The 22,309-nt window shown below is 62.8% G+C and carries 17 protein-coding genes and 1 other RNA gene; 9 read left to right on the forward strand and 9 right to left on the reverse strand.

All coding sequences use genetic code 11. The features are described from left to right. Positions 1–84: 84 nt before the first annotated feature. The 6 genes from ffs to ACYU03_RS17620 form a co-directional block, all read right to left on the reverse strand. An RNA gene (gene ffs, locus ACYU03_RS17595) (signal recognition particle sRNA small type) lies at positions 85–181 on the reverse strand. A gap of 120 nt (positions 182–301) precedes the next feature. Further along, positions 302–2,650 carry an NAD-dependent DNA ligase LigA gene (gene ligA, locus ACYU03_RS17600; protein ID WP_461885914.1) on the reverse strand — a complete coding sequence of 783 codons (2,349 nt, stop codon included), beginning with the start codon at positions 2,648–2,650 and terminating at the stop codon, positions 302–304. 146 nt (positions 2,651–2,796) lie between these two features. Next, positions 2,797–3,669 carry a cell division protein ZipA gene (zipA, locus tag ACYU03_RS17605; protein ID WP_461885915.1) on the reverse strand — a complete coding sequence of 291 codons (873 nt, stop codon included), beginning with the start codon at positions 3,667–3,669 and terminating at the stop codon, positions 2,797–2,799. A 203-nt stretch (positions 3,670–3,872) separates the two neighbouring features. Continuing rightward, entirely contained in the window at positions 3,873–7,361 is a 3,489-nt protein-coding gene (gene smc, locus ACYU03_RS17610) for a chromosome segregation protein SMC (RefSeq protein ID WP_461885916.1), read from the reverse strand. Between the two features lie 2 nt (positions 7,362–7,363). Beyond that, entirely contained in the window at positions 7,364–8,023 is a 660-nt protein-coding gene (locus ACYU03_RS17615; RefSeq protein ID WP_461885917.1) for a GntR family transcriptional regulator, read from the reverse strand. Then, positions 8,020–8,199, reverse strand: coding sequence for a hypothetical protein (locus ACYU03_RS17620; protein WP_461885918.1), 180 nt, complete (start codon positions 8,197–8,199; stop codon positions 8,020–8,022). The genes ACYU03_RS17615 and ACYU03_RS17620 overlap by 4 nt, the downstream gene beginning before the upstream one ends. 101 nt (positions 8,200–8,300) lie before the next feature. On the opposite strand from ACYU03_RS17620, the gene xdhA reads away from it, so the two are divergent. The 4 genes from xdhA to guaD all read left to right on the forward strand — a co-directional run bounded on the left by xdhA (position 8,301) and on the right by guaD (position 14,375). Then, positions 8,301–9,755, forward strand: a complete 1,455-nt coding sequence (xdhA, locus tag ACYU03_RS17625) for a xanthine dehydrogenase small subunit (RefSeq protein WP_461885919.1) — start codon at positions 8,301–8,303, stop codon at positions 9,753–9,755. Continuing rightward, the gene (gene xdhB, locus ACYU03_RS17630; protein ID WP_461885920.1) at positions 9,748–12,147 is read left to right on the forward strand and encodes a xanthine dehydrogenase molybdopterin binding subunit; all 2,400 of its coding nucleotides are present in this window, start codon (positions 9,748–9,750) and stop codon (positions 12,145–12,147) included. The genes xdhA and xdhB overlap by 8 nt, the downstream gene beginning before the upstream one ends. 61 nt (positions 12,148–12,208) lie before the next feature. Further along, positions 12,209–13,054, forward strand: coding sequence for a xanthine dehydrogenase accessory protein XdhC (gene xdhC / locus ACYU03_RS17635; RefSeq protein ID WP_461885921.1), 846 nt, complete (start codon positions 12,209–12,211; stop codon positions 13,052–13,054). 10 nt (positions 13,055–13,064) lie between these two features. Beyond that, a complete protein-coding gene (guaD, locus tag ACYU03_RS17640) occupies positions 13,065–14,375 on the forward strand; it encodes a guanine deaminase (RefSeq protein ID WP_461885922.1) in 1,311 nt (436 codons plus the stop codon). On the opposite strand, the gene aqpZ is transcribed toward guaD, so the two are convergent. Beyond that, positions 14,372–15,073 carry an aquaporin Z gene (gene aqpZ / locus ACYU03_RS17645; protein WP_461885923.1) on the reverse strand — a complete coding sequence of 234 codons (702 nt, stop codon included), beginning with the start codon at positions 15,071–15,073 and terminating at the stop codon, positions 14,372–14,374. The genes guaD and aqpZ overlap by 4 nt on opposite strands. 230 nt (positions 15,074–15,303) lie before the next feature. Next, a complete protein-coding gene (locus tag ACYU03_RS17650; RefSeq protein ID WP_461885924.1) occupies positions 15,304–16,062 on the reverse strand; it encodes a GntR family transcriptional regulator in 759 nt (252 codons plus the stop codon). A gap of 350 nt (positions 16,063–16,412) precedes the next feature. Here ACYU03_RS17650 and ACYU03_RS17655 point away from each other — a divergent pair, with 350 nt between their 5' ends. After that, a complete protein-coding gene (locus tag ACYU03_RS17655; protein WP_461885925.1) occupies positions 16,413–17,762 on the forward strand; it encodes an NCS2 family permease in 1,350 nt (449 codons plus the stop codon). Between the two features lie 384 nt (positions 17,763–18,146). Here ACYU03_RS17655 and uraH read toward each other — a convergent pair whose 3' ends face one another. Further along, a complete protein-coding gene (uraH, locus tag ACYU03_RS17660; protein ID WP_461885926.1) occupies positions 18,147–18,500 on the reverse strand; it encodes a hydroxyisourate hydrolase in 354 nt (117 codons plus the stop codon). Between the two features lie 387 nt (positions 18,501–18,887). Between uraH and puuE the strand changes: the two genes are divergently transcribed. The 4 genes from puuE (at position 18,888) to ACYU03_RS17680 (ending at position 22,298) form a co-directional block, all read left to right on the forward strand. Then, positions 18,888–19,814 carry an allantoinase PuuE gene (gene puuE, locus ACYU03_RS17665; RefSeq protein WP_461885927.1) on the forward strand — a complete coding sequence of 309 codons (927 nt, stop codon included), beginning with the start codon at positions 18,888–18,890 and terminating at the stop codon, positions 19,812–19,814. Beyond that, positions 19,814–20,329, forward strand: coding sequence for a 2-oxo-4-hydroxy-4-carboxy-5-ureidoimidazoline decarboxylase (gene uraD / locus ACYU03_RS17670; protein WP_461885928.1), 516 nt, complete (start codon positions 19,814–19,816; stop codon positions 20,327–20,329). The genes puuE and uraD overlap by 1 nt, the downstream gene beginning before the upstream one ends. Positions 20,330–20,429: 100 nt before the next feature. Then, complete coding sequence (locus ACYU03_RS17675; RefSeq protein ID WP_461885929.1) at positions 20,430–20,933, forward strand: ureidoglycolate lyase; 504 nt, start codon at positions 20,430–20,432, stop codon at positions 20,931–20,933. A 48-nt stretch (positions 20,934–20,981) separates the two neighbouring features. Further along, positions 20,982–22,298, forward strand: a complete 1,317-nt coding sequence (locus ACYU03_RS17680) for a urate hydroxylase PuuD (RefSeq protein WP_461885930.1) — start codon at positions 20,982–20,984, stop codon at positions 22,296–22,298. Positions 22,299–22,309: the final 11 nt, after the last annotated feature.

A 22,309-nucleotide genomic window follows, 5' to 3' on the forward strand; every position in this document is an offset into this window, starting at 1 on the left:
GCGGATTCCGCCGATAACAAGAAAGGATCAAGAGAAACTTCGAGCGCAGGCTCGTCGAAAATACGAACCCTGAAATGGAGGCGGCCCCACCAGCCACACCCCGGCACACAATGTCACCGCTGCGGCTGCTCCCTTCCAGGCCTGACCGGGTTCACGGCTGATCGTTGCGGGGGGACCGATGGGGCCACCACGACGCGGCTCGTCAGGTGACGAGCCGCGCCATTGTACCGGTCTGGGGCGAAGTTACAACCTTTGCGTCGAGAAAAAACCATCATTTCTCAATGACTTGCCATACCACCGGTCAGACGGCAATCCCGTGCACCTCGAGAAAGGCGACGAAAGCGTCCTCGTCCAGCACCTTGACCCCCAACTCGCTGGCCTTAGCCAGCTTGGAGCCCGCACCGGGCCCGGCCACTACGCAGTGGGTCTTGCCGGACACCGAACCCGCGACCTTCGCCCCAAGGCTTTCCAGCTTGTCCTTGGCGATATCGCGACTCATGCGCTCCAGGGTACCGGTCAGCACCCAGGTCTGGCCAACCAGGGGTAGGCCTTCGGCGATTTTCTTCTCGCTGGCCCAGTGCATGCCGAACTCCTGCAATTGGGCTTCGATGGCGCGCGCCAGCCGCTGGTTGGCTTCATCACGGAAGAACTCGCGCACGGCGTCGGCCTGCTTGGTGGCCAGGGCCTGACGCAGGTCGATACTATCCGCCGCGAAGATCTTGTCCAGGCTGTCCAGCTTGGCCACCAGTTTCTCGGCGCCTGTCGGCCCCACCGAAGGAATGTCCAACTTGGCGATCAAACCCGCCAGGGTGGTACTGGCGGCGAACTCGGCGCTCAGTTCGCCTTCGTCCTGCAGCTGTATGCCACCGCCGAGCAACTGCTGGATGACGCCACGGTTGTGCTCGTCCTCGAAGAAGTTGTGGATCTCGTAGGCCACCTCCAGGCCGATGTCCGGCAGATAGGTCAGCACTTGCGGCAATGCCACCTGCACGCGCGCTAGGGAGCCCAGGGAGCGGGCCAGCACCTTGGCGGTCTCTTCACCGACATCGGGGATGCCCAGGGCGTAGATGAAACGTGCCAGGCTCGGTTTCTTGCTGGCTTCGATAGCCGCCAGCAGCTTGTTGCTGGAGACTTCGGCGAAACCTTCCAATTCGACCACTTGCTCGAAGGTCAAGCGGTACAGGTCAGCCGGGGAGCGGATCAGGCCTTCGTCCACCATCTGCTCGACGCTCTTCTCACCCAGGCCGTCGATGTCCATGGCGCGGCGCGAGACGTAGTGGATGATCGCCTGCTTGAGCTGGGCCGCGCAGGCCAGACGGCCGACACAGCGGTACACCGCGCCCTCGCTGACGGTTTCCTTGCCCTTGCTGCGCTTGACCAGTTGGGTGCGCTCGACTTGCGAACCGCACACCGGGCACTCGCTGGGCACGTGCACCGGCCGGGCATCGGCGGGACGGCGCTCGGTCACGACCTGCATGACCTGCGGAATCACGTCACCGGCACGGCGGATGATCACTGTGTCACCGATCATCAGACCCAGGCGCGCCACCTCGTCCATATTGTGCAAAGTCGCGTTGGACACTGTGACCCCCGCCACCTTGACCGGCTTCAGACGCGCCACGGGCGTCACCGCGCCGGTACGGCCGACCTGGAACTCCACATCGAGGACTTCGGTGAGCTCTTCCATGGCCGGGAACTTGTGGGCGATCGCCCAGCGCGGCTCGCGGGCGCGGAAGCCCAGTTCACGCTGGGAGGCCAGGCTGTTGACCTTGAACACCACGCCGTCGATCTCGTAGGGCAGGTCGTTGCGGCGCGCACCGATATCGCGGTAGTACTCCAGGCACTGCTCGATGCCGGCCGCATGCTTGAGCTCGCGGCTGATTGGCAGGCCCCAGGCCTTGAGCTGTTCGAGAATACCGATATGGGTGTCGGCGATCGCCGCGGACACCTGGCCCAGCCCATAGCAGCAAAACTCCAGGGGACGACTGGCGGTGATCTTCGAGTCCAGCTGGCGCAAGCTGCCGGCGGCGGCGTTACGCGGGTTGGCGAAGGTCTTGCCGCCGGCCTCGGCCTGGGCGGCATTGAGACGCTCGAAACCGGCCTTGCTCATGAACACTTCGCCGCGCACTTCAAGCACCGAGGGCCAACCACTGCCTTGCAACTTCAGGGGGATGTTGCGCACGGTGCGTACGTTGGCCGAGATGTCTTCGCCGGTGGTGCCATCGCCACGGGTGGCGCCCTGCACCAATTGGCCGTCGCGATACAGCAAGCTGACGGCCAGGCCATCAAGCTTGGGTTCGCAACTGTAGTCGACAGCCTCGGCGAACAGGCCACCGTCTGGCAGGTCCAGGCCTTCCAGCACACGACGGTCGAACTCGCGCAGGTCGGTCTCCTCGAAGGCGTTGCCGAGGCTGAGCATCGGCACTTCATGGCGGATCTGGCTGAACGCGGCCAACGCCGTGCCACCGACGCGCTGGGTCGGCGAGTCCGGCGTGACCAGCTCGGGGTGCTCGGCCTCCAGTGCCTTGAGCTCGTTGAACAGGCGGTCGTACTCGGCGTCGGGCACGCTCGGTTCGTCGAGCACGTAGTAACGGTAGTTGTGCTGGTCGAGCTCGGCACGCAGTTCGAGGATTCGGGATTCGGCGGTCATTTCTTCATCTTCTCTTGCACAGCAAAAGAGCAGCCTGGGCTGCTCTCGCTTGAATCGGTGTTGCCGTCATCGCAGGCTGCGTGTCGGCCGCATGAGTCGAGGCACATGGGGCCTTGTGCAAACTGGTAGGGCTTGCGACGAGCTTATCAACGCTTCTGGGTCAGCGCACGGCGCTCGAACTCGACGATGCGCTGGCGATAGTGCTCGATGGTCTGCGCGGTCATCACGCTGCGCTGGTCGTCCTTGAGCTCGCCATTGAGCTCGTGGGCCAGTTTGCGGGCGGCGGCGACCATCACGTCGAAAGCCTGCTTTGGATGACGCGGGCCCGGCAAGCCAAGGAAAAAGCTCACGGCACGGGTGCTGAAATGGTCGATGTCGTCCAGGTCGAACACGCCTGGCTTGACCGCGTTGGCCATGGAGAACAGCACTTCGCCATTGCCAGCCATGCTTTCATGACGATGGAAAATGTCCATCTCGCCGAAACGCAGGCCGCTTTCGAGGATGTTCTGCAGCAGGGCCGGGCCTTTGAAGCCGCCTTCATCGCGGGAGATGACGCTGATCACCAGCACTTCCTCAACTGGTGGCAGTTCTTTGCTGGCATTGCTGGTGGCGAAACCGCCGCTGCGGGTTTCGTCCGGGTAATCGTCATCGACATTGGCGAACAGGTCGGGCTCACGGGGCTCGGCCGAGAGGTTCAGGTCGCCCTGCTGGGGTTCGAGGCTGCGCTTGCCACGTTTGGCGGCCTTGGCCGGCTTGCCTTCGCGCTCGCGCACCGGGGCGCTGACCGACGGCAGATCCTGCTCATCCAGCTCCGGCTCCTTCTGGTGGGGCTCAAGCACCCGCGCAGGCCCGAGAACCTCGGCACCGCCTTCGTCTTCCGGCAGGTTGGAGAAACTGCGATCCAGACGGAACTTCAACTTGCCCTTGCCGCCACGCATGCGGCGCCAGCCGTCGAAAAGAATACCGGCAATGACAATGATGCCGATGACGATCAGCCACTCGCGCAGACCGATTTCCATGTAATCCCGTGCCTCTGTAAAAAATGCTGAAAAATAAAGGGTTTAAACCCCTTTAAAACGTGGCGCCAACTCTATGTTCTGACAGGCGTTTTACCCACGCAAAAGACATATGACATTAAGCTAGCACGACCAAAGAGAACTTTACACCGTCTGTAACACCCGACTGGCGCATTTGCCCACCGATCACGCACTATCTTCGCTCATCAGGCGTCGACCATGGCCATCGCCTCCTCCACATCAACTGCAACAAGACGTGAGCAGCCCGGCTCATGCATGGTCACGCCCATCAACTGATCGGCCATCTCCATGGCAATCTTGTTGTGGGTGATATAGATGAACTGCACACTCTCACTCATTTCCTTGACCAACCTGGCGTAGCGCCCGACGTTGGCATCGTCCAGCGGTGCATCGACCTCGTCGAGCATGCAGAACGGTGCCGGGTTCAATTTGAAAATGGCGAACACCAGTGCGAGGGCGGTCAACGCCTTCTCGCCACCGGACAGCAAATGGATGGTGCTGTTCTTCTTGCCCGGCGGGCGCGCCATGATCGTCACCCCTGTATCGAGTAGATCTTCGCCCGTCAGTTCCAGATAAGCGCTGCCACCACCGAAAACTTTTGGAAAAAGTGCCTGTAAACCGGCATTTATCTGATCAAAGGTATCCTTGAAGCGGTTGCGGGTTTCCTTGTCGATCTTGCGAATGACGTTCTCGAGGGTGTCCAGGGCCTCGACCAAATCGGCGTCCTGGGCATCCAGGTAACGCTTGCGCTCGGACTGCTGCTGGTACTCGTCGATGGCCGCCAGGTTGATCGCACCCAGGCGCTGGATACGCCCTTCGATCTGTTCCAGTTCGTGCTCGGTACCCTCCTCGCTGGCCTCACCATCGAGAGTGGCAAGCACGCCTTGAAGATCATAACCGTCGGCCAGCAGTTGTTCCTGCAGGGTCTTGCGCCGCACATCCAGGCCCTGGCACTCCAAGCGCGATTGTTCCAGTTGGCCACGCAGCAGTTGGGCTTGCTGTTCGGCCTGACCCCGACGCTTCTCGGCGTCACGCAATTCGCGGTCGGCCTCGTCCATGTGCAGGCGCGCCTGACGCATTTCTTCGTCGACACTCATGCGCCGCTCGAGCAGTTCCTCAAGCTTCAGGCGCAGCTCCTCCAGGGGAGCCTCGCCCTCTTCCAGGTTCAGGCTCAGTTGCTCCTGACGCTCGCCAAGGCGTGCAGCCTGCAGTTCCAGACGCTCCAAGGCCTGGCGGGTGGAATCATGCTGGGCACGCAGCGAGCCCAGGCGCACCGCCAGTTGATGGGCGTGGTCCTTGTGTTGCCGGGCTTCCTGGCGAATGCGATCGAGGTGTTCACGCAGGTTGTCGCGACGCGCCAGCAACTGCTCGCGCTGCTCGGTATCCTGGGCCATCACCTCCAGCGCTTCTTGCAGCAACAGGCGCGCCTCACCGAGCTGCTCGTATTCCAGAGCACGCTGCTCCTGCAACTCAGCCAGTTCTTCCTGTAGGCGGCGGCGGCGCAATTCCACCTGCTCGGCGCGGGCCCGGCCCGCCGACAAGCGGGCCTTGAGCTCGCCCTGCTGGCGGTTTTCTTCCTGGCTGCGTCGACGCAATTGCTCGCGCTGCTCCTCAAGCTCGCGTTGCTGGTCGCGCAGGGCCTGGACTTGTTGCTCAAGTTGTTCGAGCAGGGCTTCCTGCTCCAGTTGCTCCTGGCCCAGGCGTTCGATTTCCTGGCCACGCGCCAGCATGCCGCCCTGGGACTCACCGGCTCGGCTGACCCGCAGGAAGTGCCGTCCGACCCAATAGCCATCACGACTGACCAGGCTCTGGCCATCGGCCAGCCCGACACGCAGGGCCAGGGCCTGTTCCAGGTCTTCCACCGGCCTGATCTGACCAAGCCAGGGCGCCAGGTCAACCCGGCCCTCGACCTTGTCCAACAGGCTACCCGGCAGCCGCGCACCGTCGCCGGCTGCCATCAGCAGGCGCAGGTCGCCCTGTTCAAGGGCAGTGAAATCCAGTTGGGCAAAATCCTCTACCAGCACCGCCTGCAGGTCAGCGCCGAGCACGGTTTCCACCGCCAGTTCCCAGCCGGGCTCGACCCGCAGCCCTTCGGCCAGGCGTGGGCGCTGCTCCAGGCCTTGCCCGCGCAGCCACTCGGCGGTACCACTGCCTGGCTCCAAGGCAGCCTGCTGCAAGGCCTCCAGCGACGCCAGGCGACCGCCCAGGCGCTGCAACTCACCCTGCAACTGCTGTTGGGCCTGGCTCGCCTGCTGCAATTGCTCGCGCACCGCCTCGACCTGCTCGACCACTTGCAGCTCTTGCAACTGCAGGTCTTCGAGCAGCAGTTCACTACTGGCCACCTGCTCGCCCAGGTCAAGCATGGCGGCGTCTTCGGGGTCGGCACTGAGCTGGTCGCGCTCCTCGCCCAGCTTGCGCTGGCGCTCGGCCAGGCGCTCCAGGCTCGACTCCAACTGTTGCAAGCGCGACTGCTGCACTTCGGCCTGCCGTCGCGGTTCGGCCGAGCGGGTATTGAAGCTGTCCCACTGCTCCTGCCAGCCATGCATGCCCAGCTCGGCCTCCTCCAGGGTCGCGGAGGCCTCTTCGGCGGCAGCCAGGGTAATGTCTTGCTCCGGCTCGAGCATTTCCAGCTCTTCGTTCAGCGTGGCCAGCAAGGTACGGTCATGCCCCAGGTGCGATTCGGTCTCCAGGCGTGTGCGCTCGGCTTCCTTGAGGTCATCCTGCAACTGGCGCAAACGCTGCTGGCCATGCTGGATACTCTGCTCGACCCGGGCGATATCCCCGGCCACCGAATAGAAGCGGCCCTGCACCAGATTGAAGCGCTCCGACAGTTCATGGTGCCCGTCACGCAGGCGCTCGATACTGGCATCGGCATTGCGCTGTTCGGCCACCAGCGCCTCGAAGGCCACCTCCTGGTCGCCTATCACTGCCTCGCGCTGATGGACCTGGGAGTCCAGGGTTTTCCAACGCAGGGCCGACAGACGGGCCTTGAGTTGGCGCTCCTGGGCCTTGTATTCCTTGTACTTCTCAGCGGCCTGGGCCTGGCGGTGCAGGCGTTCGAGCTGGCGTTCGAGCTCTTCGCGCAGGTCGGTCAGGCGTGCCAGGTTCTCCTGGGTGCGGCGGATGCGGCTTTCGGTCTCGCGGCGGCGCTCCTTGTACTTGGAGATGCCCGCCGCTTCTTCGATGAAGTTCCGCAACTCCTCGGGCTTGGCTTCGATCAACTTGGAGATCATGCCCTGCTCGATGATCGAGTAGCTGCGCGGCCCCAGGCCGGTGCCGAGGAAGATGTCGGTGATATCCCGGCGCCGACACTTGGTGCCGTTCAGGTAATACGTGTTCTGGGCGTCGCGGGTGACTTTGCGGCGAATGGAAATCTCCGCGTAGGCCGCGTACTCGCCAACCAGGGTGTTGTCACTGTTGTCGAACACCAGTTCGATGCTGGCCTGGCTGACCGGCTTGCGGCTGGTCGAGCCATTGAAGATGACGTCGGTCATCGACTCGCCGCGCAGGTTCTTGGCCGAGCTTTCGCCCATCACCCAGCGCACCGCATCGATGATGTTGGACTTGCCGCAACCATTGGGCCCGACCACCGCAGCCATGTTGCTGGGGAAATTGACCGTGGTCGGGTCGACGAAGGACTTGAACCCGGCCAGGCGTATGCACTTGAGGCGCATGGTCAGGCCGGTGCCAGCGCCGCCAGCACCAGCTCGCAACTGCGCAGGCAGTACGCGCTGAGGACTTCGCGGATGCGCGCCTGGTCACGCGCGACCACTGCGTCGAGCAGCTGGGCGAACAACACGAGGAAATCGTTCATGTTGGCCTGGCGCTGGTCCAGGGCCAGGTAGTAGGCGCGGCTCATGGCCGGCTGCAGGTTTTCCACGGTCTCCTGCAGGTAGGGGTTGTTGGCGAACGGGTAGGCCGCACGCATCACCGCGAAACTGTCGGCGACGAAGGCCTTGATATCCTGGCGCCCATGCGCTTCGCGCAGGCGCTGCTGGATGGCCAGGAACGGTTGCAGGTCGCCCTCGCTGCGCCAGCCTTGGGCAACGGCGTTGCCCAGCAGGCTGTACAGCTCACCCATCAAAGCACACAAGCTGCGCACGTTGTGCTCGTCCAGCTCGGTCACGTGGGCACCCCGGCGTGGCAGGATCGCCACCAGGTGGCGCCGTTCGAGGATCAACAAGGCTTCGCGCACCGACCCACGGCTGACATTCAACGCCTGGGTAACCTTCTGCTCCTGGATTCGCTCACCAGGCTGGAGTTCGCCGCGAATGATCCGCTCGGCCAAATAGTGGGCAATCTGCTCGGAGAGGCTGTCCGGCGCCTTGAACGTCATGGTTTTCCTTCAAAATCATTGAACTGTGCACAAGGGCGGAATTGTAGCGCACTTGCCTGGCAGTCGCGCAGAGGCCCCATCACCTTTAATTGCCCCGCCGGGCGCAAAAAAGCCACGCGCAAGCGGCGCGATCTATGCTTGAAGGAAAGGCGCGTGGAGCGGGCAGGATCAATCATGCAAAATTTCCTGACCCTTAAGTCAGAAAATTATTGACCACAAGGTCAAGCCTTGCTTAGAGTCCACTCAACAACAATAAACCCATTGTGAGGCCTTCCCCGTGATCCAGTTTCTTGTCAACCAGGAGCTGCACCGTGAGCATGCCCTGGATCCGAACATGACGGTGCTGCAGTATCTGCGCGAGCACCTTGGCAAACCCGGCACCAAGGAAGGCTGCGCTAGCGGCGATTGCGGGGCCTGCACCGTGGTGGTGGGCGAACTCACCCAGGATGAACAGGGCCGCGACAGCCTGCGCTACCGCAGCCTCAACTCCTGCCTGACCTTCGTCTCGTCACTGCATGGCAAGCAACTGATCAGCGTCGAGGGCCTCAAGCATCAAGGCCAGCTGCACGGCGTGCAACAGGCCATGGCTGACTGCCACGGCTCGCAATGCGGTTTCTGCACCCCCGGTTTCGTCATGTCGCTGTTCGCCCTGCAGAAGAACAGCTCAGGTCACGATCTGCACCAGGCCCAGGAAGCCCTGGCCGGCAATCTCTGCCGTTGCACCGGATACCGGCCGATCCTGGCAGCTGCCGAGCAGAGCTGCCGCCAGCCATGCAAGGACCAGTTCGACGAACAGCAGGCCCAGACCATCGCCCGTCTGAAGGCCATCGCCCCACAGGAAACCGGCGAGCTGAACAGCGGCGACAAGCGCTGCCTGGTGCCACTGACCGTCGCCGACCTGGCCGACCTCTACAGCTCGCACCCCGAGGCGCGTCTGCTGGCCGGCGGTACCGACCTGGCGCTGGAAGTCACGCAGATGCACAAGGCCTTGCCGGTGATGATCTATGTTGGCCATGTCGCCGAGCTCAAACGCATCGAGAAGACCGCCACGCACCTGGAGATCGGCGCGGCCACGCCCCTTACCGACTGCTATTCGGCACTCAGCGAGCAGTACCCGGACTTCGGTGCGCTGCTGCACCGTTTCGCCTCGCTGCAGATCCGTAACCAGGGCACCCTCGGCGGCAACATCGGCAACGCCTCACCAATCGGTGACTCGCCGCCCCTGCTGATCGCCCTCGATGCGCAGGTCGTCCTGCGCCAGGGCGAGCGCCAGCGCACCCTGGCCCTGGAAGACTACTTCATCGACTACCGCATCACCGCGCGCCAAGACAGCGAGTTCATCGAGAAGATCATCGTGCCGCTCGCCAGTGCCGAATGGGCCTTCCGCGCCTACAAGGTGTCCAAGCGCCTGGACGACGACATCTCCGCCGTCTGCGCGGCGTTCAACCTGCGCATCGACAACGGCGTAGTCGAAGGTGCGCGGATCGCCTTCGGCGGCATGGCGGCCATTCCCAAACGGGCCCACGCCTGCGAGGCCGCCCTGCTCGGCAAACCATGGAACCAGGCCACCCTGGAACGCGCCTGTCAGGCCTTGGGCGAAGACTTCACCCCGCTGTCGGACTTCCGCGCAAGCAGGGAGTACCGCCTGCTCGCCGCGCAGAACCTGCTGCGCAAATACTTCATCGAACTGCAAACGCCGCACATCGAAACCCGGGTGACCGCTTATGTCTAACCATCACGTTGTCAAGAGCCAGGCCGAGATGGCCGAGCTGTTCCGCCAGGACCTGACCAGCGGGGTTGGCCGCAGCCTCAAGCACGACAGCGCCGACAAGCACGTCTCGGGCGAAGCGGTGTACATCGATGACCGTCTGGAATTCCCCAACCAGTTGCACGTTTATGCGCGCCTGTCCGACCGCGCCCACGCCAAGGTACTGCGTATCGACACCACGCCCTGCTATGCCTTCGAGGGCGTGCGCATTGCCATTACCCATGAGGATATCCCCGGCCTCAAGGACATCGGCCCCCTGCTGCCTGGCGATCCGCTGCTGGCTATCGACAAGGTCGAGTTCGTCGGCCAGCCGGTGCTCGCCGTCGCCGCTCGCGATCTGGACACCGCACGCCAGGCAGCCATGGCGGCGATCGTCGAGTACGAGGACCTGGAGCCGGTGCTGGATGTAGTCGAGGCCCTGCGCAAGAAGCATTTCGTGCTGGAGAGCCACACCCACCAACGCGGCGACTCGGCCAGCGCCCTGGCCAGTGCACCGCACCGCCTGCAGGGCAGCCTGCACATCGGCGGCCAGGAGCACTTCTACCTGGAAACCCAGATCTCTTCGGTGATGCCCACCGAGGATGGTGGGATGATCGTCTACTGCTCCACCCAGAACCCCACCGAAGTGCAGAAGCTGGTCGCCGAAGTCCTCGACGTGCCGATGAACAAGGTGGTGCTCGACATGCGCCGCATGGGCGGTGGCTTTGGTGGCAAGGAAACTCAAGCCGCCAGCCCCGCCTGCCTGTGCGCGGTGATCGCGCGCCTGACCGGGCAGCCGACCAAGATGCGCCTGCCCCGGGTCGAAGACATGCTCATGACCGGCAAGCGCCACCCGTTCTACATCGAATACGACGTCGGCTTCGATGACAGCGGCCGCCTGCACGGCATCAACTTCGACCTGGCCGGCAACTGCGGCTGCTCGCCGGACTTGTCGGCGTCCATCGTCGACCGCGCCATGTTCCACGCCGACAACGCCTACTACCTGGGCGATGCCACGGTGCACGGCCACCGCTGCAAGACCAACACCGCCTCCAACACCGCCTACCGTGGTTTCGGCGGGCCGCAGGGCATGGTCGCCATCGAGGAAGTGATGGACCATATCGCCCGTCACCTGGCCCTCGACCCGCTGGCGGTACGCAAGGCCAACTACTACGGCAAAACCGAACGCAACGTCACCCACTACTACCAGACCGTCGAGCACAACATGCTCGAAGAGATCACCGCCGAGCTCGAGGCCAGCGCCGACTATGCTGAACGCCGTGAGTCGATCCGCCGCTTCAACGCCAACAGCCCGATCCTCAAGAAGGGCCTGGCACTGACGCCGGTCAAGTTCGGTATCTCCTTCACCGCCAGCTTCCTCAACCAGGCTGGCGCGCTGATCCACATCTATACCGATGGCAGCATCCACCTGAACCACGGTGGCACCGAGATGGGCCAGGGCCTGAACACCAAGGTTGCCCAGGTGGTGGCCGAAGTGTTCCAGGTCGACTTCCAGCGCATCCAGATCACCGCTACCAACACCGACAAGGTGCCCAACACCTCGCCGACCGCCGCCTCCAGCGGCGCCGACCTGAACGGCAAGGCCGCGCAGAATGCCGCCGAGATCCTCAAGCAGCGCCTGATCGAGTTTGCCGCCCGGCACTACAAGGTCAGCGAGGAAGACGTGGAGTTCCGCAATGGCCATGTGCGTGTACGTGACGAGATTCTCAGCTTCGAGGCCTTGGTGCAGCAGGCCTACTTCGCCCAGGTGTCGCTGTCGAGCACCGGCTTTTACCGCACGCCGAAGATCTACTACGACCGCAGCCAAGCCCGTGGCCGGCCCTTCTACTACTTCGCCTTCGGCGCCGCCTGCGCCGAGGTGATCGTCGACACCCTGACCGGCGAGTACAAGATGCTGCGTACCGACATCCTGCATGACGTCGGCGCCTCACTGAACCCGGCCATCGACACCGGCCAGGTCGAGGGGGGCTTCATCCAGGGCATGGGCTGGCTGACCACCGAAGAGCTGGTGTGGAACGCCAAGGGCAAGCTGATGACCAACGGCCCGGCCAGCTACAAGATCCCTGCTGTCGCCGACATGCCACTGGACCTGCGCGTGAAGCTGGTGGAGAACCGCAAGAACCCGGAAGACACGGTGTTCCACTCCAAGGCCGTGGGCGAGCCGCCGTTCATGCTCGGCATTGCCGCCTGGTGTGCGATCAAGGACGCCGTCGCCAGCCTGGCGGACTACCGTATGCAGCCACGGATCGATGCCCCTGCCACGCCAGAGCGTGTGCTCTGGGGCTGTGAACAGATGCGCAAGGTGGCGGTGGCCAGCCAGGCGGTCGAACAACACGTGGAGACCGTAGCGCCGTGATCCTGTAGGAGCGGACTTGCCCGCTCCTACAGGGCCGTGTCGTCCCAAGAGGATTCGAATCATGCACGAATGGATCAATGCCCTCTCCGACCTACAAGCACGTGGCGAACCCTGCGTCCTGGTGACCATCATCGAGGAGCGCGGTTCGACCCCACGCAACGCAGGCTCGAAGATGGTGGTCAGCGCTACGCAGCTGTTCGACACCATCGGTGGTGGGCACCTTGAATACAAGGCGCTGCACATCGCCCGGCAGATGCTCGCCGAGCGGCGCGACACCCCTCATCTGGAGCGCTTCAGCCTGGGCGCCAGCCTCGGCCAATGCTGTGGTGGCGCCACCGTGCTGCTGTTCGAACCCATGGGCGCGGTGCAGGCGCAGATCGCCGTGTTCGGCGCAGGCCATGTCGGCCGCGCTCTGGTACCCTTGCTCGCCGCTCTGCCCTGCCGGGTGCGCTGGATCGATTCGCGCGAGCAGGAATTCCCCGAGATCATCCCCGCCGGGGTGAACAAGGTGGTCAGTGAGGAGCCGGTCGATGAAGTCGACGAGCTGCCCGCTGGCAGCTATTGCATCGTCATGACCCACAACCACCAACTGGACCTGGAACTGACCGCGGCGATCCTCAAGCGCAATGATTTCACCTGGTTCGGCCTGATCGGCTCGAAAACCAAGCGGGTCAAGTTCGAGCACCGCCTGCGCGAGCGCGGCTACAGCGACGCACTGCTGCAGCGGATGCGCTGCCCGATGGGCCTGGCCGAGGTCAAGGGCAAGCTGCCCATCGAGATCGCCGTGTCCATCGCCGCGGAAATCATTGCCACCTACAACGCCTGCTTTGGCCAGCACGACACTGCCGCCAACGCCGGCCCCATTGCCCAGTTGCTGCCGCCCTCCCGGCGCAGCCAAGCCATTTGACGAGAGTTTCATGAGCGCAACCCAAACACGCAAAGCCTACCGTGCCGCCCTCCTGCACAGCGTCGCCGACCCGGCCGAGGTCGGTGTCGATGCGTCCTTCGAGTATTTCGAGGATGGCCTGCTGGTCATCGACAACGGCCGCATCAGCGCCATCGGCCATGCCAGTGACTTGTTGCCTGGCCTGGACGCCGACATCGAGGTGGTGCATTACCAGGACGCCCTGATCACCCCGGGGTTCATCGACACCCACATCCACTTCCCGCAGACCGGCATGATCGGCTCCTACGGCGAGCAACTGCTGGACTGGCTGAATACCTACACCTTTCCCTGCGAAAAGCAGTTCGCCGACAAGACCCATGCCGACAAGGTGGCCAAGCTCTTCATCGAGGAACTGCTGCGCAACGGCACCACGACTGCCCTGGTGTTCGGCAGCGTGCACCCGGAGTCGGTCAATGCCTTGTTCGAGCACGCCGAGCGCCTGGACCTGCGCATGATCGCCGGCAAGGTGATGATGGACCGCAACGCCCCGGACTACCTGACAGACACCGCCGAGTCGGGCTACAGCGAAAGCAAGGCACTGATCGAGCGCTGGCACGGCAAGGGCCGGTTGCACTATGCGGTGACGCCACGCTTCGCCCCGACCAGCACGCCGGAGCAACTGACCCTGGCCGGGCAACTGCTCAAGGAGTACCCGGGCCTGTACATGCACACCCATCTTTCCGAGAACCTCAAGGAGATCGACTGGGTCAAGGAGCTGTTCCCCGAGCGCAAGGGTTACCTGGACGTCTACGACCATTTCGAACTGCTCGGCGAACGCTCAGTGTTCGCTCATGGCGTGCACCTGTGCGACGACGAGTGCCAGCGCCTGGCCGAAACTGGTTCGGCCGTGGCCTTCTGCCCGACGTCCAACCTGTTCCTCGGCAGCGGCCTGTTCAACCTGCCCCAGGCAGAGCGCTTCAAGGTCCGGGTCGGCCTGGGCACCGACGTCGGTGCCGGCACCAGCTTCTCGCTGCTGTCCACCTTGAACGAGGCCTACAAGGTCATGCAACTGCAGGGCGCGCGCCTGCACCCGTACAAGTCCCTGTATCTGGCGACCCTCGGCGGCGCCCGCGCCCTGCGTCTGGATGACCGTATCGGCAGCCTGCGCCCAGGCAACGACGCCGACTTCGTGGTGCTCGACTACAAGGCCACGCCACTGTTGGACTACCGTATCCAGCAGTCCAACAGCATCGAGGAAACCCTGTTCGTCCTCACCACCCTCGGTGATGACCGCACCGTGCGCCAGACCTTCGCTGCCGGGCGCTGCGTGCACCAGCGCTAAGGTTCGCGACCCAGCAGGCCTTTGTACAGCGCGCCGCCGATCACCGCCCCGATCAGCGGCGCCACCCAGAACAGCCACAGCTGCTGCAACGCCCAGCCGCCGACGAACAACGCCGGCCCTGTGCTGCGCGCCGGGTTGACCGAGGTGTTGGTTACTGGGATGGAGATCAGGTGGATCAGGGTCAAGGCCAGACCGATGGCGATCGGCGCGAAGCCAGCTGGGGCACGCTTGTCGGTGGCGCCCATGATGATCAGGATGAACATTGCGGTCATCACCACCTCGCTGGCAAAGCCCGCCGCCAGCGAGTAACCGCCCGGTGAATGCTCGGCATAGCCATTGGACGCGAGCCCCGACGACACCTCGAAACCGGCCTTGCCACTGGCGATGAAATAGATCACCGCCGCCGCCAGCACGGCGCCGATCACCTGGGCGATGATATAGGGCACCAGCTCCTTGGCCGGAAATCGCCCGCCCACCGCCAACCCCACGGATACCGCGGGGTTGAGGTGACATCCGGAGATATGGCCAATGGCGAATGCCATGGTCAGGACGGTGAGGCCGAACGCCAGGGCAACACCCAGGGCGCCAATGCCAGTAGGAAAAGAGGCGGCCAGTACTGCGCTGCCGCACCCGCCCAGGACCAACCAGAAGGTGCCGATCAGCTCGGCGCCCATGCGCGTCCCCAGGGGCATAGTCATATACCTGTCCTCAAGTAGTTGAACGCAATGGATGCGCAAGCCCAACTGCTTGATGAAGGTTTGCAGATGTGAATCTAGCAGAGCTTTGGCCTATGGCCAGCAGCCCCAGGGGGATTAGTCGCGATTTGCCAGGTTATCGACACAAGGCCCGCGCCTACAGGGACCCGGCTGTTCTCAGGCCGGGCGAGGAATGGGCTGCAGCGGGCTGCCGGACAGCGCCGGGCAAACGATCAACTTTTGGCAGGCACTCGCTTCTTGCTCTGCAACAGATGCGAGAACACCGCATGCAGGTCGTCCGAAGCGCTGTCCTCGTCGAGGTTGAGTTTGGTATCGATATGATCCATGTGGTGCATCATCAGGTCCACCGCCTGCTGCGCATCGCGCGCTTCGATGGCGTCGATCAGTTGCATGTGCTCGTCATAGGAGCAGTGCGAACGGTTGCCGCTCTCGTATTGGGCGATGATCAGCGACGTCTGCGACACCAGGCTGCGCTGGAAGCTGACCAGGGGCGCGTTGCCAGCCGCCTCGGCCAGCTTGAGGTGGAATTCGCCAGAAAGGCGGATGCCGGCGCCACGGTCGCCACGTGAAAAACTGTCGCGCTCCTCACGGACCATCTGGCGCAGTTCATTAAGCTGCTCGGCAGTGGCGTGCTGCACTGCCAGTTCAGTGATGGCGCGCTCGACCATACGCCGGGAGAAGAACACCTGGCGCGCTTCCTCGACCGTCGGGCTGGCAACTACCGCACCACGGTTGGGCCGCAGCAACACCACGCTTTCATGGGCTAGGCGCGACAGGGCGCGGCGGATGATGGTGCGGCTGACCCCGAAGATCTCGCCCAGCGCTTCCTCGCTCAACTTGGTCCCCGGCGCCAGGCGCTGCTCGAGGATCGCCTCGAAAATGTGCGCATAGACAATGTCGTCCTGGGTTCCGCTGCGGCCAGCCTTGCCGGGACGCGCAGGTTTCTTCAGAGGTTGCAGCTGTTCGTTCATGGGCACTCGAGCACGGGGATCGGCCAGTCGGACCTTGACTGTAATACCAGTCAGAGGGGCGCTGGCAAGTCCTGGTAAGAAAATAAACGATTAAGGTATCGGCCTATTGTACACAGGCCTACCGGTTTCTGCAGGTGGCGATTTCCCATATAGCGGCAGAGCGCCAGATTGTGCGCACAGAAGATAAAACATTATTTGCATTCTTTGTACACAAACGCATAATCCACCGAGCGACTTCTTGACCTTAAAGTCAACAAACGGTCTAGTCGTCTGCCCCCTCGCGGAGCCCCCAAGTGCCTTGGCGCAGGACCAGGCTCCGAACAACAAGAAAGACTTGAGGAGTACTCGCTGTGGAAAGCCGCAAATCCGAAGCCCCTACGCTGGATCTCGCTCCACCGCTCGAAACGAGTTGGCTGGAGCGGATTTTCAAACTCAAGCGACATGGCAGCACCGTCAGGACCGAACTGATCGCCGGGGTGACCACCTTCATCACCATGGCCTACATCATCTTCGTCAACCCCAACATTATGGCGGACGCCGGCATCGACCACGGTGCGGCCTTCGTCGCCACCTGCCTCGCCGCCGCCCTCGGCTGCCTGCTGATGGGCCTGTACGCCAACTGGCCGGTGGGCCTGGCACCAGGCATGGGGCTCAACGCCTTCTTCACCTACACCGTGGTCGGCACCATGGGCTACACCTGGGAGGCGGCGCTGGGCGCGGTGTTCGTCTCAGGCGTACTGTTCATGATCCTGACCTTCTCGCGGGTGCGCGAATGGCTGCTCAACAGCATTCCCGTGAGCCTGCGGCATGCGATGGGCGCCGGCGTCGGATTGTTTCTCGGACTGATCGGCTTGAAAACCGCGGGCATCGTCGTCGACAGCCCGGCCACCCTGATCAAGCTCGGCTCGCTGCATGAGCCCGGCCCCTTGCTCGCGGCCATCTGCTTCCTGATGATCGCCATACTCAGCTACCACCGCGTATTCGGTGCCATCCTTATCAGCATCATCACCGTCACCCTGGCCGGCTGGGGTCTGGGCATGGTGCAGTATGGCGGCGTGTTCTCGCTGCCGCCGAGCCTGGCGCCGACCTGGATGGCCATGGACGTGGCCGGGGTGTTCAACGTCAGCATGATCAGCGTGGTGCTGGCCTTTCTCTTCGTACACATGTTCGACACTGCCGGCACCCTGATGGGCGTGGCGCAGCGAGCCAACCTGGTGGCCCCGGACGGACGCATCGAGAACCTGTCGCGAGCGCTGAAGGCAGACAGTGCATCGAGCGTGTTTGGTGCGGCGGTAGGTGTGCCGCCAGTGACCAGCTATGTGGAGAGTGCTGCCGGGGTCGCTGCGGGTGGGCGCACGGGCCTCACTGCGGTGGTGGTCGGGCTGCTGTTCGTCGCAGCCATGTTCTTCGCCCCCCTGGCCGGCATGATCCCCGCCTACGCCACAGCAGGCGCACTGATCTACGTGGCGATGCTGATGATGGGCAGCATGGCGCATATCCACTGGGACGACGCCACCGACAGCATCCCGGCGATCGTCACCGTGATCATGATGCCGCTGACCTTCTCGGTCGCGGATGGCATTGCCCTGGGCTTTATCAGCTATGTAGCACTGAAAGCAGGTACCGGTCGCTGGCGCGAAGTGTCTGCCAGCCTGTGGGTACTGTGCGTGATCTTCATTGCCAAGTTCGTGTTCTTGTAAGCCCGTAAGTCCGAGCTGCAAGTGGCCTGTCATTTTTGACAGGTCACTTGCTCCTAACTACCGGTTACAGCCCGATGTTACCAGGGGCATACCTTAAGTCTTTTGGCGCCCTCAAGATCCCGCGCCGCCCGCGCGGCGCATCGCGACACAAGGCCGCTCCCACATCGATTGCAACGTGCCATGGCTAGAGGTATCGAGGTGGGCGCAACAAGCCCCTACATAATCTTTCGCCTAGCACCAAGGTACTGTGGGAGCGGCCTTGTGTCGCGAGCGGAGCGGGATCTCAAGAACAGCAAACAATCCAAGGCATGCTTCCGCGAGCCATAAAAAAGCCCGCCAGTGTGAGAGCGGGCAAGGACCTACGAAGATTCTTCTAGCGACCAACTAGCTTCCACGATAGGTCGAGTAACTGTACGGCGAGATCAACAGCGGCACATGGTAGTGATCCTGGTTGGCATCGATGCCAAAACGCAGAACGACCACATCGAGGAACGCCTGTTCCGGCAGTTGCACGCCGCGGGCACGGTAGTAGTCACCGGCGCTGAACTGCAGTTGGTACACACCCGTGCGGTAATCGTCACCCTGCAGCAGTGGCGCATCGACGCGGCCATCGCTGTTGGTCAGGGCAGTGTTCACCAGTTCCAGCTGCTGGCCTTCGACACGGTAGAGCTCGACCTTGATCGAGCTGCCGGGGCAGCCATGAGCGGCATCCAGTACGTGCGTGGTCAAACGTCCCATTTGCTTATCGCCTCTTGTTGAATCCGTGGGCAGAAAATACACGCGAAACACCGCGCCGAGGGGTTGCGGTGTACGGCAGTAACGCCATTAAGACACTTTTCAGATAAATTGTACACAATTTTTCACCCCTTCCCTGCACACCCTGCCAGGCCCCCTATAAATACACCATAAGTCGCAAATACAGGCCCTATGCCGACGGCAGCGTCATTAGCTGACCAATCAGGCAGGTTTCTTGCAGTACATTCCAATGGGACCGCAGGGAAGAAATGCAGAAAAACAGGCTTACAAAAGGTTTCAGAAGTTGTATACAATAATCCCATCCGGTGAGTGCGACATCCCGACGCGGCCCGCTCACCACCCGCACTAACGTACAAAAGGAAGACTGCAGTGAGCGCTGACTACCCTCGCGACCTGATCGGTTACGGCAACAACCCACCTCACCCGCAATGGCCGGGCAACGCCCGCATCGCGCTGTCTTTCGTCCTTAACTACGAAGAAGGCGGCGAGCGCAACATTCTGCATGGCGACAAAGAGTCCGAAGCTTTCCTGTCCGAGATGGTCGCTGCCCAGCCGCTGCAGGGCGTGCGTAACATGAGCATGGAGTCGCTGTACGAGTACGGCAGCCGTGCCGGTGTGTGGCGCCTGCTCAAGCTGTTCAAGGACAGTGGCGTACCCTTGACCATCTTCGCCGTGGCCATGGCCGCCCAGCGCCACCCTGACGTGATCCGCGCCATGGTCGAAGCCGGCCACGAAATCTGCAGCCATGGCTACCGCTGGATCGACTACCAGTACATGGACGAGGCTCAGGAGCGAGAGCATATGCTCGAGGCCATCCGCATCCTCACCGAGCTGACCGGGGAGCGCCCGCTGGGCTGGTACACTGGCCGCACCGGCCCGAACACCCGTCGCCTGGTGATGGAGGAAGGTGGCTTCCTCTATGACAGCGATACCTACGACGACGACCTGCCCTACTGGGAGCCGAACAACCCGACCGGCAAACCGCACCTGGTGATCCCCTACACCCTGGACACCAATGACATGCGCTTCACCCAGGTTCAAGGCTTCAACTGCGGCGAGCAGTTCTTCCAGTACCTCAAGGACGCCTTTGACGTGCTCTACGCCGAAGGTGCCGAGGCACCGAAGATGCTTTCCATCGGCCTGCACTGCCGCCTGGTCGGTCGTCCAGCGCGCCTGGCTGCGCTCAAGCGCTTCATCGACTACGCCAAGAGCCATGAGCAGGTCTGGTTCGCCCGTCGTGTCGACATCGCCCGCCACTGGCACGCCACCCACCCTTACAAAGCCGAGAACGCCTGATGACCGCTTTCAAGACCCTCAAGCCTTCGACCCTGGACCGCGACGCGTTCGTCAAGGCCTTCGCCGATATCTACGAGCACTCGCCGTGGGTCGCCGAGAAGGCCTACGACCTGGGTCAGCTGGACGAACTGAACGAAATCGAAGCGCTGCACCAACGCATGAGCGATATCCTGCTCAGCGCCAGCCACACCGAGCAACTGGCGCTGATCAATGCTCACCCGGACTTGGCCGGCAAGGCGGCAGTCCAGGGCGAACTGACCGAGTCGAGCACCAACGAGCAGGCCGGCGCAGGCATCCATCAGTGCACCCCTGAGGAGTTCGCGCGCTTCACCGAACTCAACGATGCCTACAAGGCCAAGTTCAAGTTCCCGTTCATCATGGCGGTCAAGGGCAGCAACCGGCACCAGATCCTCGCCTCCTTCGAAAAGCGCATCCACAACGACGCCGATGCCGAATTCAAGGAAGCCCTGGCGCAGATCAACCTGATCGCCCTGTTCCGCCTGCAACAACTTTAAGGACGGTTGCACCTGGCCTGGCCCGAGCGAGCGATGCAAACGCACCCTGGGCCTGCTTCTTGCAACAGTCCCCCATAACACAGAATAAAGAGATACCCGCATGCGCACATTAGTGATTGAGCCCCTGACCAAAGAAGCCTTCGCCCCCTTCGGTGACGTGATCGAAACCGACGGCAGCGACCACTTCATGATCAACAACGGCTCGACGATGCGCTTTCACAAGCTCGCCACGGTCGAGACCGCCGAGCCCGAAGACAAGGCGATCATCAGCATCTTCCGCGCCGACGCGCTGGACATGCCACTGACCGTCCGCATGCTGGAGCGCCATCCGCTGGGCAGCCAGGCTTTCATCCCGCTGCTCGGCAACCCCTTTCTGATCGTGGTCGCGCCAGTTGGCGATGCACCTGTATCAGGCTTGGTCCGAGCCTTCCGCAGTAATGGCAGGCAGGGCGTTAATTACCATCGCGGCGTCTGGCACCACCCGGTGCTGACGATCGAAAAGCGGGATGACTTCCTGGTGGTTGATCGCAGCGGTTCTGGCAACAACTGCGACGAACATTTCTTCAAAGAGGATGAGCAATTGATCCTCAACCCCCACCAATAAGAGAAGACCTGAGCGCCCGGCAACAGGGCGCCAGTGGAGGTAAAGACTGTGGAAGCACATTTGCTGGAATGGCTGAACCTGAGCGTGCGTTGGGTTCATATGATCACTGGCGTGGCCTGGATCGGCGCGTCGTTCTACTTCGTCTGGCTGGAGAACAACCTCAATCGGGCCAACCCGCGCGACGGCTTGTCGGGTGACCTCTGGGCTATCCACGGTGGCGGCATCTACCACCTGGAGAAATACAAACTCGCCCCACCGAAAATGCCGGAGAACCTGCACTGGTTCAAATGGGAAGCCTACTTCACCTGGATGTCGGGTATCGCCCTGCTCTGCCTGGTGTTCTACTGGAACCCGACCCTGTACCTGCTGGCACCCGGCAGCACCCTGAGCGGTGCCGAGGGCGTGGCCATCGGTATCGGCTCGCTGATCGCCGGCTGGTTCATCTACGACTTCCTCTGCGACTCGCCCCTGGGCAAGCGCCCCGCCCTGCTCGGCGGCGTGCTGTTCGTGCTGATCATCGCCGCCTGCTGGGGCTTCAGCCTGGTGTTCAGCGGCCGTGGCGCTTACCTGCACACCGGCGCGATCATCGGCACCATCATGGTCGGCAACGTGTTCCGCATCATCATGCCGGCCCAGCGCCAACTGGTAGCCGCCATCGAGAAGAACGAAACCCCTGATCCGGTGCTGCCGGCCAAAGGCCTGCTGCGTTCGCGCCACAACAACTACTTCACCCTGCCAGTGCTGTTCATCATGATCAGCAACCACTTCCCGAGCACCTATGGCAGCCAGTACAACTGGTTGATCCTGGCCGGGATTGCCGTGGCTGCAGTACTGATCCGTCACTACTTCAACACCCGCCACGACAGTCACAGGTACGCCTGGGCTCTGCCTGTCGGCGCTCTGGCGATGATCTGCCTGGCCTACGTGACCGGTCCAAAACCGATGTCGACAGCACCTGAGCAAGCTGCTGCGAAGATCGAATACCAGCCGCTGCCGGAAACCGCTCAAGGTGGCAAGACCGCTGCCGAAAAAGCCGCCGAACAGGCTGCCGCACCGGCCGCTCCCGCCGAAGCCCCGGAACAGGCCACTGCCAAGCTGGACGACGCTGGCTTCGAAAAGATCCACAACGTCATCCAGGAACGCTGCACCGTGTGCCATTCGGCCAAGCCGACCAGCCCGCTGTTCAGCACTGCGCCAGCCGGCGTGGTCTTCGACACCCCACAGCAGATCCAGCAGCAGGCCGCGCGCATCCAGGCGCAAGCGGTCGCCAGCCAGATCATGCCGCTGGGCAACATCACCCAGATGACCCAGCAGGAGCGGGAACTGGTCGGTGCATGGATCGCCAAGGGCGCGCCAACCAACTGACAGCGACCGCA

Source organism: Pseudomonas sp. X10 (assembly GCF_054889225.1).

Bases quoted from the DNA above. Each gene is read 5' to 3' on its own strand.
- ACYU03_RS17620 (WP_461885918.1), bottom strand. From the start codon at position 8,199: ATGATTGATCCTGCCCGCTCCACGCGCCTTTCCTTCAAGCATAGATCG.
- zipA (WP_461885915.1), bottom strand. From the start codon at position 3,669: ATGGAAATCGGTCTGCGCGAGTGGCTGATCGTCATCGGCATCATTGTC.
- ACYU03_RS17675 (WP_461885929.1), top strand. From the start codon at position 20,430: ATGCGCACATTAGTGATTGAGCCCCTGACCAAAGAAGCCTTCGCCCCC.
- xdhC (WP_461885921.1), top strand. From the start codon at position 12,209: ATGCACGAATGGATCAATGCCCTCTCCGACCTACAAGCACGTGGCGAA.
- uraH (WP_461885926.1), bottom strand. From the start codon at position 18,500: ATGGGACGTTTGACCACGCACGTACTGGATGCCGCTCATGGCTGCCCC.
- ACYU03_RS17650 (WP_461885924.1), bottom strand. From the start codon at position 16,062: ATGAACGAACAGCTGCAACCTCTGAAGAAACCTGCGCGTCCCGGCAAG.
- ACYU03_RS17615 (WP_461885917.1), bottom strand. From the start codon at position 8,023: ATGACGTTCAAGGCGCCGGACAGCCTCTCCGAGCAGATTGCCCACTAT.
- xdhB (WP_461885920.1), top strand. From the start codon at position 9,748: ATGTCTAACCATCACGTTGTCAAGAGCCAGGCCGAGATGGCCGAGCTG.
- smc (WP_461885916.1), bottom strand. From the start codon at position 7,361: ATGCGCCTCAAGTGCATACGCCTGGCCGGGTTCAAGTCCTTCGTCGAC.
- guaD (WP_461885922.1), top strand. From the start codon at position 13,065: ATGAGCGCAACCCAAACACGCAAAGCCTACCGTGCCGCCCTCCTGCAC.
- ligA (WP_461885914.1), bottom strand. From the start codon at position 2,650: ATGACCGCCGAATCCCGAATCCTCGAACTGCGTGCCGAGCTCGACCAG.
- aqpZ (WP_461885923.1), bottom strand. From the start codon at position 15,073: ATGACTATGCCCCTGGGGACGCGCATGGGCGCCGAGCTGATCGGCACC.
- uraD (WP_461885928.1), top strand. From the start codon at position 19,814: ATGACCGCTTTCAAGACCCTCAAGCCTTCGACCCTGGACCGCGACGCG.